7 protein-coding genes are annotated in these 14,945 nt (G+C 41.3%); all 7 read left to right on the forward strand.

The window, feature by feature from the left end; all coding sequences use genetic code 11:
• Positions 1-171: 171 nt before the first annotated feature.
• The 7 genes from addB (at position 172) to cysQ (ending at position 14,932) form a co-directional block, all read left to right on the forward strand.
• Positions 172-3,744, forward strand: coding sequence for a helicase-exonuclease AddAB subunit AddB (addB, locus tag ACQ4KW_RS04650; protein ID WP_430885366.1), 3,573 nt, complete (start codon positions 172-174; stop codon positions 3,742-3,744).
• Complete coding sequence (gene addA / locus ACQ4KW_RS04655; protein WP_430885367.1) at positions 3,737-7,372, forward strand: helicase-exonuclease AddAB subunit AddA; 3,636 nt, start codon at positions 3,737-3,739, stop codon at positions 7,370-7,372. Before addB ends, addA begins: the two co-directional genes overlap by 8 nt.
• Positions 7,373-7,520: 148 nt before the next feature.
• Positions 7,521-7,775: a hypothetical protein gene (locus ACQ4KW_RS04660; protein WP_430885368.1), complete on the forward strand. Its 255-nt coding sequence runs from the start codon at positions 7,521-7,523 to the stop codon at positions 7,773-7,775.
• The gene (locus ACQ4KW_RS04665; protein ID WP_430885369.1) at positions 7,705-9,198 is read left to right on the forward strand and encodes a hypothetical protein; all 1,494 of its coding nucleotides are present in this window, start codon (positions 7,705-7,707) and stop codon (positions 9,196-9,198) included. Before ACQ4KW_RS04660 ends, ACQ4KW_RS04665 begins: the two co-directional genes overlap by 71 nt.
• Before the next feature lie 206 nt (positions 9,199-9,404).
• On the forward strand, positions 9,405-10,670 hold the full coding sequence (locus ACQ4KW_RS04670) for an exonuclease SbcCD subunit D (RefSeq protein WP_430885370.1): 1,266 nt from the start codon (positions 9,405-9,407) through the stop codon (positions 10,668-10,670).
• Positions 10,609-14,130 carry an AAA family ATPase gene (locus ACQ4KW_RS04675; protein WP_430885371.1) on the forward strand — a complete coding sequence of 1,174 codons (3,522 nt, stop codon included), beginning with the start codon at positions 10,609-10,611 and terminating at the stop codon, positions 14,128-14,130. Before ACQ4KW_RS04670 ends, ACQ4KW_RS04675 begins: the two co-directional genes overlap by 62 nt.
• Positions 14,131-14,155: 25 nt before the next feature.
• Positions 14,156-14,932, forward strand: a complete 777-nt coding sequence (gene cysQ, locus ACQ4KW_RS04680; protein WP_430885372.1) for a 3'(2'),5'-bisphosphate nucleotidase CysQ — start codon at positions 14,156-14,158, stop codon at positions 14,930-14,932.
• Positions 14,933-14,945: the final 13 nt, after the last annotated feature.

Raw genomic sequence — 14,945 nt, forward strand, 5'->3', positions numbered from 1 at the left:
CCAAGATAAAGCACATTCAAGCTTATCTTGGAAACAGCTCTTTTTTTCATCCCCAAACCGAACACCTGTATGGTACAATCAAGACAGTAGTCAATAAAAAATAAATGTAGAATAAACAAAAAATACTGTTTAAAAAACTGTCTGCCAATAGTCAATCACAGAGGTGATCAAATGCTGAGATTCATCGTCGGGCGTGCGGGCTCTGGCAAGAGCCATAGAATTCTTAAAGAAATGTCAGCCGCCTATGACAAGAAGAAAACGGACAATTTAATACTCCTTATCCCAGAACAATACTCCCTTGAAGCCAGTGCGGACTTCATGGAGAAAATGGGACAGAAGGGACATATACATTTAGATGTTTTAAGTTTTAAAAGACTGGCTCATAGAGTTTTTGAAGAAACGGGCGCAACAGACCGGGTTCAAATCAGTGAGCTGGGCAAGACCATGCTCCTAAGACGTATTTTCGAAAAGCATGGCAAGGACTTGAAGGTTTATGGACGTATGGCAGGACGAAGTGGTTTTATGGAGTCCTTCAACAGCCTTATTGCTGAAATGAAAAGGGCTCAAGTCACTGAAGCTGATATGGAAAGGCAATTAGAAGGCCTTGAAGATAGCCTTTTAAGACGAAAGTTAGAAGACATAACAACCTTGTATAAAGCCTTTAACGAGCAAATGGAACAGGCCTATTTTGATGACGAAGATGTCCTGAACTTGCTTATAGAAAAAATAGATGAGGCCACATTTTTAAAGGACATGAAAATATGGGTGGATGGCTTCAATGGATTTACCCAGCAGGAGTATGTTGTCCTTCAAAAGCTCATGGAAAAAGCTCCTTACATGACCATAGCCCTTACATATGATCCAAACAGAAACACACCTGACCGTGACCTCTTTAATTCAACAGAGAAAACATTTAACAAGCTAAATGAAATGGCTCTTGAAGCCGGGGTCAAGGTGGAAAAACTACATATTTCCCACGGGCACATGGATCGCAATAATGAAAACAAGGCGGATAGTGTTCAGCGTGAAACTGCAAAAACGGATAAAGAAAAACCAAACCAGTGGTATATTCAGTACGCAGCGTCTCAACTATTTGCCTATCCTTATAAGGCCCTTTCAGAAAAACAGGAAGGTGTCAGGCTCCTAGCCTGCCAAACCCGACACTCTGAAATAGAAAAAGTGGGGCGTGAAATTATTAATCTGGCTAGGGAAAAAGGCTACACATGGCGAGATATAGCTGTTGTCACACCCGATATTCGTGACTATAGTATGCACATCAAGCGGACCTTTGCCTCAATGAACATTCCCTATTTCCTCGATGAAAAACGCAGTGTTATGAACAGCCCTCTGGTGCAGTACATTTTAGGGCTGCTCAAATTCTTTGCCTATGGTTATAGGTATGAAGACGCCTTTCGTGTATTAAAAACAGGCCTAAGTGGTATTGACACAGAGTCCACACAAATTCTTGAAAACTATGCTCTGGCTTATGGCATAAAAAGAGGGGCTTGGTGGCGTCCTTTCACAAAGGGAAAAGAAGAAGAAGTAGAAGTCGCGGAGGCCATTCGAATCCAGTGGATGGATCAGCTTGAGCCTCTCAAGAAGAAAATACTAAAAGCAAAAACCATAAAGGAAATCTCCGAACAAGTCTATAAACATATGGAGAGAACAGACCTTCATGAAAGACTTTCAGATTTTACAGCCACCTTATTTGAAAAAGGGCTTCTCGATCAGGCCAATGAATCAGCCCAGGTTTGGAATGCCACACTAGAAATCCTTGACCAGCTTGTAGAACTGATCGGTGAGGATGAAATTAGCCTAAAAGATTATATAAAACTGCTTGAAACTGGTTTTGCCTCAACAGAAATCGGTATTATTCCCCCTGCCAAAGATCGGGTTTTAGTGGGCAACCTAGACAGAAGTCGAAGCCATGACATCAAGGCACTCTTTGTTGTGGGCGTTAATGATGGCAAGCTCCCGGGCGTTGGAGACACGGGAGGCATATTAAGTGATGCCGATAAGGTCTTTTTGAAGGATGCTGGCATGAAATTTAAGTCTGACTATGAGACCCTCTCAGAAGAAGAACAGCTTTCTGTCTATCAGTCGCTGGCAAAACCAACAGACAAGCTCATACTGTCCTATGCCATGAGTGATAATGAAGGTAAGGGCCTGCGCCCCTCTGTTTATATAGAAAGGCTGAAAAAAATATTCCCAGACCTCAAGCTTGAGTCTGATATTATGACCCATGTTCGACCAGACATGGACAAGGTGTCTACACCGGAATCCACCTTACAAGCCCTCATTGAAGCCAAGCGTGTTCTAAAGGACACAGATAAATCCGATCCTTTTTGGAACACCGTAGAGGACTGGTACCAGTCAAGCCAAACCTATAAAGACCGGTATGACATGGTTGAAGTGGGCTATGACCACAAAAACCAAATTGACTCCATTGGAAAAAGCCTTGCTGGGAAACTTTACGGGACGCCGCTGAGAAGTAGTGTGAGTCGTTTTGAAAAGTATGTCCAGTGCCCTTTTGCCCATTTTGTGTCTTATGGCTTAAAGCCAGAAGAAAGAAAGCTATACCAAATTGAACTGCCTGATTTAGGGACAATCTATCATGAGTCGGTGGAAAAGTTCAGTTATATGCTTGACCAAGAAAAACTCAACTGGAAAGACCTGACCCGTCAAGACAGCGACAGGATTATAGACCAGATTATTGATGATGTAGCGGCAAGTTATGGACACAATATATTTGAGAGCACAAAGCGCTATGAGTACCTCATCAAGCGCATAAAACGTGTGGGCAGAAGAGCAGCCTGGACCATTACAGACCAAATTAAGTCCGGTCAATTTTCTCCATCGGCCTATGAGCTGGCCTTTAGAGAAGGGGGCGGACCAGATAGTGTGCCACCCATACTACTAGAACTGCCAAATGGTGACACCATCTTCCTTGAAGGTCGAATTGATAGAATTGATGTCTACAATGATGGGGAAGAAAAATATGTCAAAATTGTTGACTATAAGTCAGGCAGCCGAAAGTTCCACTTATCTGATGTTTTTTATGGCCTTCAAATTCAGCTGGTGGTCTACTTAGATGCGGTTATTCAGAATGCCCATTACCTAAAGGCAGACGCCCTCATTCCAAGTGGCATGTTTTATTTTAAAATTGATGATCCTATGGTGGAATCGGACACTTACAATCCAGAAGACATTGAGGCACAAATACGACAAGCCCTTCGAATGGATGGCTTAACGGTTAAGGATGTGAGTGTCATAAAGGCTATGGATGAAAGTCTTGAGCCTGGCAGTAAGTCAGAGGTTGTTCCTGTTGAACTGAAAAAAGACGGAGACATTTCTTCCAGATCATCTGCCGTTGAAGCAGAAGACTTCAGGCTCCTCATTGAACATGTCAGGGCCCTTATGTCCCAGATTGGTCAAGAAATTGTGGGCGGAAAAGTCAAGATTGAGCCATGCCGTTACAGTGGTATGACATCATGCGACTACTGTCCTTACAAGGGAATTTGCCAGTTTGACCAACTCTTTGAAAACAACAGGTACAGGTATATGAAAAAGAAAAAAGACGACGAAGTCTTAGAAGATATACGCAAAGAGTTTAGTGATAAAGATATAAATAATACTCCATTAAGCGAGAAAAAAACTGAGGAAAAAACTGAGAATAAGAAATCCAGCCATAAAGAATCCACCAACAAAGAATCCAGCGACAGGAAGGGGAAGGACAATGCCTAAATGGACAGATGAACAGCAGGCGGCTATTGAAAGCAGACAGGCCAACCTTCTTGTGTCGGCGGCAGCTGGCTCTGGCAAAACCGCTGTTCTTGTAGAAAGAATCATACGACTCATTGTAGAAGATGAAATTGATATAGACCGACTACTAATCGTGACCTTCACCAATGCAGCAGCAGGGGAAATGCGGGAAAGAATTATGAGCGCCCTGACAAAACTGGTTGCAGACGGGGCGGAAAATGAAGCCTTTTTAAGAAGGCAGATTGGTCTCATTCACAGGGCCAATATTATGACCGTCCACGCCTTTTGTATTGATGTGGTCAGACATTATTTTTATGAAGTTGACCTAGACCCGGCTTTTAGGATTGGCGACACGTCAGAATTAAGTCTTATGCTGGAGTCAGCCCTGGAAGATGCCATGGAATCGGCCTATGAAAGAGAAGATGAAGGTTTTCATAATTTGGTTGAGTCTTACGGGACAAATCGGTCAGATGAAGCCTTAAAGGAGCTCCTTTTAAAGCTTTACTTCTTTATTCAAAGTCAACCTGACCCCCTGCCTTGGTTGCAGTCGCAGTCCGGCCATTATCATGAGGCCAAAAACATCGACTCAAGCCAGTGGATGAAGGGCTTAATCAGTCTTATAAAAGAAGACCTCTATATGGCTGAAGATGTTATTTCAGAGGGCATTCGAGTATGTGAACTCCCAGATGGTCCCAAGCCTTATATAGAAACCTTCAGTTCTGACTTACAACTTATTAGAACCCTTCAGGTGGCTGCAGATGAAGGCTTTGACGCCCTCTATACAGCCTTTAATGACATGAAGTTTGTCCGCCTAAAGAGTATTAAAAAAGCTGAAAAAGAAAGCTTGAATCCAGAATTGATTGATGAGGCAAAGGCCATTCGTGATGTCCTTAAAAAGAAGGTTGTTGATCCTGCTGGTAAAATGATCACGCGTAAGGACAAGAAACGTCATGCAGAGGAAATGCTGACACTTGAACCCATGATGGATGCCATCTATGAAATCATTTCCGAATTTCATAGCAATTATATGGAAGCCAAAAGAGAAAAAAACCTTCTTGACTTTAATGACCTGGAACACTTCACCATAGACGTTTTAAAAAGTGATGAGGTGGCAAAGGCTTATAGAAATCAGTTTAAATATATATTCCTCGATGAATATCAGGATTCTAACATTGTGCAGGAAACGATTATTAACCGCATAAAAAAAGACAACAACCTCTTTCTAGTGGGGGATGTCAAGCAAAGTATTTACAGGTTTAGACTGGCAGACCCAACCTTGTTCTTAGAAAAGTATAAAAGCTATTCCAAGGATGAGGGGGCGATTAGTCGCCGTATTGACCTAGCCAAAAACTTTAGGTCAAGACCCGCAGTTCTTGAAGGTATAAACTACATATTCGAAAGACTCATGTCCGAATCCTTTGGGGAAATGGCCTACGATGAAGACGCCAAACTCTATCCGGGGCTGACATTTGAACCCTCAAATGAAAAGCCTTTAGAACTACTGGTTATTGATGGCGGGGCTGATGACAGTCTGGAAGACCAAGACCTTATAGAAATGAAGAAGGTGGAACTGGAAGCCCATGCTGTTGCCAAACGGGTACAGCGTTTAATTGATACAGATATTTATGATCCCAAAGTGCAGAAAGCAAGGCCAGTCCGATTAAAAGACATTGTGGTTCTTCTTCGGGCCACACGGTCATGGTCACAAGTGTTTGGGGACGTTTTTGCCCAGTACGGACTGCCCCTGTATTCCGATGTGGGTGGTGGCTACTTTGACGCCCTTGAAATTGAAATTTTTATGGCCCTCTTAAAACTCATTGACAACAGCCATCAAGATTTGCCCCTCATGACGGTGCTTCGCTCACCGGTGGGAGGCTTTACAGTGGATGAGCTGATTCAAATCAGGCTCTTTTGTCAAAACTGTTCCTATTTTGAGGCCTTTAAAGAAGCGGGACAAGTAGAAAGTGCCCTGTCCTTAAAGATACAAACATTTATGGATAAACTGAACCAGTGGGTGGAAAACGAAAGAATCTGGCCTCTGGATGAGTTCATATGGCAAGTTATGGTGGACTCAGGTTTTTATCATTATGTTGGAGCCATGCCAGGCGGTACTGGCAGACAAGCCAACTTGAGACTCCTCATTGACAAGGCTGGACAGTTTGAACGTCTAGGATCTGGAGGTCTGTTTGAGTTTATTGGATTCTTTGAGAAGTTAAAGGCGTCAAGTGGTGACATGGGAACGGCTTCAACGATTGGGGAAAGTGAAGATGTTGTCCGCCTGATGAGCATTCATAAGTCTAAGGGACTTGAGTTTCCAGTGGTGGTTTTGGCAGGCGCGGGCAAAAACTTTAATTTAAGAGACACCTATGACAAGGTTCTTATGCATAAAAATTACGGTGTGGGTCTTAGATACACAGACCCAGAAAACCGTTATTACAGTGAAAGCTTGCCACAAATGATCATGAAACGACAGCTAAAGTCAGAAAGTCTGGCAGAGGAAATGAGAATTCTCTATGTGGCTCTGACTAGAGCGGTCGACAAGCTTATTATCACGGGTACAACAGGGCGGTTTGATTCTGACTTAAAAAGATGGATGCGGGGGCCGGCAAGGTATAACCTATCCAGTGGAAAGTCCTATATGGACTGGATTGCCTCAATATTAAGCCGTCATCCCGATGGAGAGGCTCTGCGTAATTTGAGTGAGATGCCTGTATTCGGTGACTCAGACGATGGTGGTGCCAGATGGCATGTTCAAGTTGTCAGGAAGGATGATTTGCTGCAAACAGGGCTAAAAATAATAGATCGGTCTGAAGAAAATGATATAGACCCTGAGGACTCTATAGAAATCAATGACGACAAGAATCAAAATCAGGATGCAAGTCTAGAAGCGAGTCTAGAAGCGAGTGTAGATGACAGTGTAGAGGAAAAGGTCAAAAAATGGTCTAGCGAAATAGCAAGACGACTGGACTGGACCTATCCGATGACTCAGAAATTAAATATGCCTTTTAAACTCTCAGTTTCTGATATGAAACGGGCCTCTCAGACAGGACTTGATGGTGCGAATATCCATATTCCTGCTCTGGTTCCAAAACCAAAGTTTATGGAAGGGCAGAAAAAGAAGTCGGGTGCAGACATTGGCACCCTCCATCACTTTGTTATGCAGCATCTTGATCTGACAGGTGATCTGTCCACAGAGGGCATTAAGAGACAAATTCAGGATATGGCTCTTAAGACCCTTATTGAAGAAGATGATATTGAGTATATCAAAGCTAAGAACATAGCTGATTTCTTTATAAATCCATTGGGACAACGTCTCATGCAGGCCAAGGCTGTTCATAGAGAAGTTCCATTTATATTAAGCAAAGAAATTGATGGTTCAGATGTTATGATTCAGGGGATCATTGACTGTTATTTCGAAGAAGAGGATGGTCTTGTTATCCTTGACTATAAAACAGATTTTACGGGCACAAAAGGGACCCATGCAGTTGCTGAGTCTTACCGTGTTCAAGTGGAACTTTACACAGAAGCTTTGACACGCCTTCTTGACAAGTCTGTAAAGGGGGCCTATATTTACTTCTTTGATGCCTCGGAAAGTATAGAAATAATGTAATTCAGGTCCATGCAAAATTACAAATCTAAGCCCTCGCTATGCCTAATTAGAATTTTTAAAGCTTAAATATCTATGTAGGGGATGGCGAGGGTTCTTGAATGTTATTATGCAAGTCGGTCAATTCGCAGATACGTGTTAATGAGGTTTTATGCAAGCTATGATGGTGATGGCTTTTGACATGGTTGGTACAAGGAAAATGCCTATATATGGTTTATTTGCTTGCATTTGCTTGTGGAATCAAAATAAAATTTCAAATGTAATGAATTTGTTCACAGAAAAAACCATTAAGCCTGTTATACTGTATATGAATCGGGTTTTTGATGGAGGATCTAATGAAAAAAATGATTTTACTGCTTGTCCTCCTGCTTATGTTAATGGGGTGCCAAAACACGGACCCATCTGATGAAATCATAACAGGGGAACAGGATAATATAGAGACAAATGAAGAATTAAATAATGCAAATAATGAAGGGGATACAGGGGAGAAAAAGCCTGCGATAAAAGATGAAAAGGCAGTGCTTGAAGCTCTTGACGCTCTTGCAAAAGAGAGTGTGAACCCTTCTGAAATCAATGCTTTTTTGAAGAATCATATCAGCAATTTGGGCATTGATTCAGCCAATTACGCCCTTATTACATATTTGGAAGGCATACTTAACTATGCTGGACGCGTGGATTCAGAACTATTAAGTCCGTCCTATCAAGGATTGGCTCAAGAAACCTTTGGTGAGATAATTAATATAGAAAGCCTTGAAAATGTAACAGATCAAGGCTTTGTTGATACTGTCGAAAAAATTTATGCCAATGGGTTGAAAGTGGAAAAGGATGAAAGCTACTATATTGTGGTTGTAGATTTTGAAAGACTCCTCAAGGAGTTTGGAAACGAAATTGGGGAAGATATAAAATCCTATATTCAGCTGGTTGACACAACCCTCAGTGAAGACATTGACGTGGGGAGTAAAGATGAAATGAACCGCGTGGCCATGTTGATTGTAGAGTACGATAAGTATCTCAAGACATATCCAAATAGCATGGTCTTTGAAAGCGTTCAGTCCAATCGGGACTGGCTCAGACGTATGTATTTTCTTGAATCCACATGCAATGAATATGCACTGGGAACGGGAGAAAATGACTATGTTTTAGAGAGCTTTAATGATGTGATTCAGTTTTATCCTGGCACTGAACTAGAAAAACTTACCCAAGGCTTTATTGGTGAGTTTTCAAAGGCCGGCCAGAATAAAAACAGAGTTCTAGAAGCCTTTTTAGAATATTATGATGAAGGCATTTCCGGAACATCTCTTGAACTGAGTGAATCTAAAACTTCAGAGGGGATGGTCTATCCTAAGTTTGATGGTCTGGAAACAGAAAATGTAATTGAAAGGCATATGGTTGGTCTGCTGAGTGATCTTAAGGATAAATATGCACCAAATGACCTTAAGGACTGGGACTTGAAACAAACCTATGACATTTCTTATATGGACAAGTCGTCTGTTTCTGTGGTCTTTCAGTTCCATTTAAACAGTCCTAAATTTCCAAGTTTGTCCATAAGAGATATTGAAGGCCATACATATGACTTTGAGTCAGGGCGTGTCTTAAACTTAGAGGCGGTTCTTCCAACAGAACAGGAGTCATTCACCCATCTACTAGCTGACCTGCGTGGTTATGGAAAGGCTATGGGTTTTGACATGTCTGGTATTGATGAAGACTGGACAAGCGTCTACAAAACAAGAGACGGCATAGTCCTATATAAGGGAACCAAGTATACTGGACATAGTGCAAAAATTCTTCATGTGCCTGATGACCTCATAGCACAGTGGATTGATGAATAGAGATCTGACTTTCATTGAATGAAAATGATCAAGAAGGAAGCAAAGCAAATGACAAAGTAAAATATTCAAGACTGGTGACGTTACGTGCCAGTCTTTTTGTAAATTGAAGACTTGAACATGAAGGATGATGGCCTCCATTTTAATAGTTGGGCTGTGGCCAAGAACTGATAAGAACCATTAGATTGAATAAGAGGAGGAGAAATGACATGAGGGTGCTCCATACATCAGATTGGCATTTGGGCAAACACCTTGAAGGGTTTAGCCGTTTAGAAGAGCAAAGACATTTCTTAAATGAACTCTATGAAATATGTGATGAAAAAAGTGTAGATGTCGTCATCATTGCGGGGGATATATACGACACAAGCAATCCCCCTGCACAGGCAGAAAAACTCTATTATGAAGCCATAAAGAAGATTTCTAAAAATGGAAAACGTCCTGTTTTTGCCATTGCGGGCAACCATGATAATCCAGACCGGATCCAGGCTGCTTGGCCTCTCGCTTCAGAACAAGCCATTCTATTGGCTGGACATCCCAAAATGGATGGTTATGAAGGCACCTTTGGAGACTACGAAATAAAATGGTTGGGGGATAACGTTTACGCCCTAAAAATAAAGTCAGAGACCTTGAAAGTGGGACTCCTACCTTATCCATCTGAAAGAAGGCTTGGAGAAGTCCTATCTGAAAGTGATGATGAAAAACTTAGACAGGCCTCCTATTCAAAACGACTGGAATATATATTTGATGGCATGGATACCCATTTTTCAGAGGATGCCTTTAATATTGCAGTCAGTCATATTTTTGTTATGGGGGGACAAACAACAGAATCAGAACGTCCCATTCAGATTGGGGGCACCTTGGTTGTTGACCCGCATCATCTTCCTAAAAAAGCAGACTATATTGCCCTGGGACATTTACATAGACCCCAGTCTGTAAAACACTCTGAAAAACCAGCCTTGTACTCTGGGGCGCCCCTCCAGTATAGCCGCAGTGAAATAGCCTACTCCAAGTCTGTTCATATACTCGAAAAGGATATGGAAACAGGCCTTGTGGATATGGAAGAGGTTCTACTATCCCTGCCAAAACCCATCGAGGTTTGGAAATGCAGTGGTATTGATGAAGCCATTAAGACCTGCGAGGACAATAAAGACAGGACGGTATGGGTCTACCTTGAAATCACAACCGATGAGGTTCTGGCTCAATCAGATATAAAGACCCTAAAAGAGATCAAACCAGACCTCCTGTCTATTATGCCTATAATGGATAAAAAAGAAGATGTGCTCAGTGAAAGAAGACCAGAAGAGAAGGGCTTTGAAAATTTATTTACAGAGTACTATGAACATACACGAGGCGCAAAGCCCAGTGAGGCTCTCCAGTCTTTGCTGGGAAGTATACTGAATGATGAGGTGGATCATGAGACCGATCAGACTGAAGATCAGTGGATTGAACAGTTATATAGAGACACAGACAATTGATTTTGAAAAACTGACAGAGCGTGGACTCTTTGGTATTTTTGGTCCAACAGGCTGTGGGAAGTCGACCATTTTAGACGCAATTATTTTAAGTTTGTATGGCCACAATAGACAAAAAGGCATTCCACGTAGTACAAATGAATTCATTAATACCGCAACAGACCAGTCTTCAATTGGCTATGTCTTCGGTCTGGATACGGAAAACGGTGTGAGAAAAGTCAATGTGGAAAGAAAGTTTAAGCGTACAGAGACAGGACTTTCAACGAGTTTTTCCAGACTTCAAATTATGGACGAAGACGAAAACGTCTTAGAGGTATGGGATAAAACCACAGACGTAACAAACCAGGTTGTAGACCTTCTTGGCTTGACCCGTGAGGATTTCATGCGTTCTGTCGTTCTGCCGCAAGGAAAATTCAGTGAATTTCTAACCCTTGAAGGCAAGGAAAGACGAGATATGCTGGAAAGACTATTAAATTTAAAGGCTTATGGCAGTGCCTTACAAATGAAAATTAAACGGCGTGGAGACCTTGTTAAAAACAGTCTGCTCCAAATGGAGGGGGAAATGAAGAGATATTCTGATATAACCCCAGAAGCCTTACAAGCCGTGAAGTCAGAATATAAAGAAATCCTGGAAGAAGAAAAGAAGCTAGAAGCTTTGTCTAAGTCTCTTGAAAAGGAAAAAATCCAGGGGGAGGCCCTTTATCAAATTATTGAGAATCTCAAATCAGTGGATAAAAGTCTCCAAGAATTGAATGAAAAATCCGAAAGCATGGCCCGGGAAGAGAAGACCATTGAAAGGGCACAAGAAGCGGATAAAATTTGGCCTTACTACGAAAATCACTTGAAAAACGACATTACGGTCAAACAACTCAAGGAAAAAATAGATCAAACTGAAAAGGAATATGACCTCAGCCAGAAAGCTTATAAGTTGACTAAGGAAAAACTGGACTTATTCTTAAACACATATGATGAAAGAAAAGACCAGCTCAATTTAAAGAAATCGCACCTTGAAAATGCCAGAGACCATAAAAATAAGGCACTTGTCTTAACCAAGGAAAGACAAGAGCTATTAACTGACTATAAAAGACTTCAAGCCCAAGGCAAGCAAGAGACCATCAATCTTGAAAATGCCCAAAATCAAATGGTTGAGCTTGAGAAGAAACTTGCAGATCTTGAAGAAGAAAAAGCGTCTTATCAGGTGGATACCAAGGAACGGGAAACCATCATGCAGGGGCTCAAAAAAGAAGAGGCTCACAAGGAGATCACCAAGCAAATTGAAAATATTGATGGGGACATTAAAGCGCTCGCTATAAAGTTGAAAAAAGCCGAAGAGGACTTTAAACAAGCCGAAGTGGTTCAAAACTCTTGTAAAGATAACTTAGAGAAAAAACGAAAAGAAATTGAAAGTCTATCCAGTGCCCTTCAGACACTACCAGAGAAAAAAAGCGTCTTAGAAGCAGAAAAAAATCAAACCAATCATGAGGTGGCAAGTCTCATAGACAAGCTTAGTGAAAAAAATAAGCTGACTGCAAAGAGACAGACTCTTTTAAATGATAAGTCCAGCTTAGACAAAAAACTGAAAGTCCTTAGCAATGAACTGAAAAGTGCAAAGAATGACCTGGATGAAGCTGAGAAAGAGCGTTCTGTATACTGGACAGAAAAAGTCCTGACTCAAATGGCCAAGACCCTGGAAGAGGGGGATGCTTGTCCGCTTTGTGGCAGTTCCAGCCACCCTAAGTGCCATGTTTCATCAGAGGTGAAAGATGACTTTGACTGGTCAGGTGCAGAAGAAAAGTGGCGACAAGTAAAACTTGATTACGACAGAGCTGTATCAGACTTTGATCACTTGGAAAAAGAAATTTCTGAGGTGGATACGGCACTGGAAGTCTACAAGACCATCACTCTCGACGGTCAAAGACAAAAAGAGGATTTTCTTAAAAAAGTATCAGAAGAAATCGACCAAATTGATAAGGCTATTCGTGAAAACAAGACCTTGTATGAAAAAGCAGTACATGAAAAGAAAACTCTTGAAAATCAGTTGGAATTAGAGCGCAGTAAAGTCACAAAGGCTCACAGCCTTTTCACGATGGTTAAAACACAACTGGCATCCAAAACAGACCAAGTCAAAGGTTTAAAAGAGGACTATGACAGACTCAGTCAGGAATTAGACTATGACAAGAATGGCTATAAGTATAGCGCCCTTTATGAGGACCTCAAAAAGAAAGATGAGACCCTTGATAAAACAGATAAAGCCATCAAAGGTGTTCGACAGAACCACAAAGACCAAAATGCAGCTTTAGACAGTTTAAAAACGGATCATCACAAGACTCAGCTAAAAATTCAGTCCATCATTGAAAAAGGGAGTGGCCTAAAAGACAGGATTGAAAGTCATGAAGCCGAGGTAAAAAAAGTTGTTGGAGACAAGGACATTGAAGTCATCTACAAGGACACCTTAGATACACTCGAAAAGTTAATAAATGACCACGACCTCATAAAAAAAGAAGCCCAGGCTTCTGAAGAAAAATTTAGGAAATTGGCATCGACTTTAGAGAGTCAAAGAGCTCAAATGGGGCTTTCAAAAGAAAACCAGGCAGAGAGTCAAAGGGTCTTTCTCGATGCATTAAAAGCCTCTGATATTCCTTCAGAAGAGGTCTTGAAGGCGGCTCATATGGACAAAACAGAGCTTGATCAGAGAAGGCAAAAACTGAAAAGCTACTTTGAGGCGCTTAGCATTCAAAAGGATAGAAAGCAATCTCTGGAGAAGCAAAGAGATGGTAGAAATCTCTCAGAAGAAGCTTGGAAATCCATACTGGAAAAATTTGAAGATACGAAAAAAGACTTGGCAGATAAGAAGGAAAAAAGAATTCAGCTGGGTGAGAAGGTCAAAAATTTAGAATCAGAGCAAAAGAAGTTGCAAGATACCCTGAAAAGATATGATAAGTATGAAAAAGTTCAGGATCTTATACAGGATTTAATGGACCTTGTTCGAGGCAATAAGTTTGTTGAATACGTGGCAGTAACCCACCTTAAATACATCGCCCGAGACGCATCCAAGAGGCTCATGGATATAACCGGGCATAGGTATAGTTTAGAGCTGGATACGAAGGGTAATTTTATTATATGCGACCACTTTAACGGGGGTGTCAAAAGAGATACAAAAACCCTATCTGGTGGCGAGACATTTTTAACGGCCCTGTCTTTATCCTTGGCCCTGTCGTCTCAAATCCAGTTAAAAGGTCGTACGAATCTGGAATTTTTCTTCCTAGATGAAGGATTTGGAACCCTTGATAGTGAACTACTTGATATAGTCATGACGTCACTTGAAAAACTCTATCACGAGAAACTCACAGTGGGCATCATATCCCATGTGGATGAACTCAAGAACAGAGTGCCAATCAAACTGACAGTTGAACCTGCCCAGGCAGGGGTTCATGGAACGAAAACTAAAATTGAAGTGACGTAAGTTAAAAGCAAAGGTGGGACCCAATATGATGACGCTTGACAGTGAACTACAAATAGCAATTAAGGCAGCAAGAGCTGCTGGTGAAGCAATACTCAAGGTTTACAAAAGAGACTTTGAAGTGGATTTAAAAGATGATAATTCTCCACTGACTGAAGCAGATTTGAATGCACATCATATTATTGTTGATATTCTTCAAGAGGCCTTTCCCAAATACCCCATACTTTCGGAAGAGTCTGTTGATGATTTTATCCCAGAAAAACATCCGTGGTGCTTTATTGTAGACCCTCTGGATGGAACAAAAGAGTTTATTAAAAAGAACGATGAGTTTACAGTTAATATTGCCTTAACCTATGAAAAGATAGTTGTCATGGGTGTGGTTTATGCTCCAGTTTTCGATGAACTCTATTATGCGGTCAAAGGCCATGGCGCTTTTATTGAAGAAAAGGGTGTTAAAAGACCCATAAGAGTGTCGGGGAGAACGGATAAGTTACAAGTCCTTCAAAGTCGATCGCATCAGTCGAAAAAATGTATGGAATACGTTGAGACAAACCAAGATAAAATTGATAATGTCACACGAATGGGGAGTTCCCTCAAAGGCTGTCGAATTGCAAAAGGAGACTATGATGTCTACTATAACTGTGGCAGGACCATGATTTGGGACACAGGTGCCATGGAAGTGGTTATTGAAGAAGCCGGTGGTATTCTCAATCAACTTGATGACGAACCTATTTTTTATGATTTGAAAAAGCTGGTCAATGACAAGGGTTTCTACATTTTGAACGATATTCGCAATAAGTTATAAAGCAAACCCAGAT

The organism is Tianxiuia mixotrophica, from assembly GCF_050596425.1.
In the GTDB taxonomy this organism is placed as follows: Bacteria; Bacillota; Clostridia; order Peptostreptococcales; family Acidaminobacteraceae.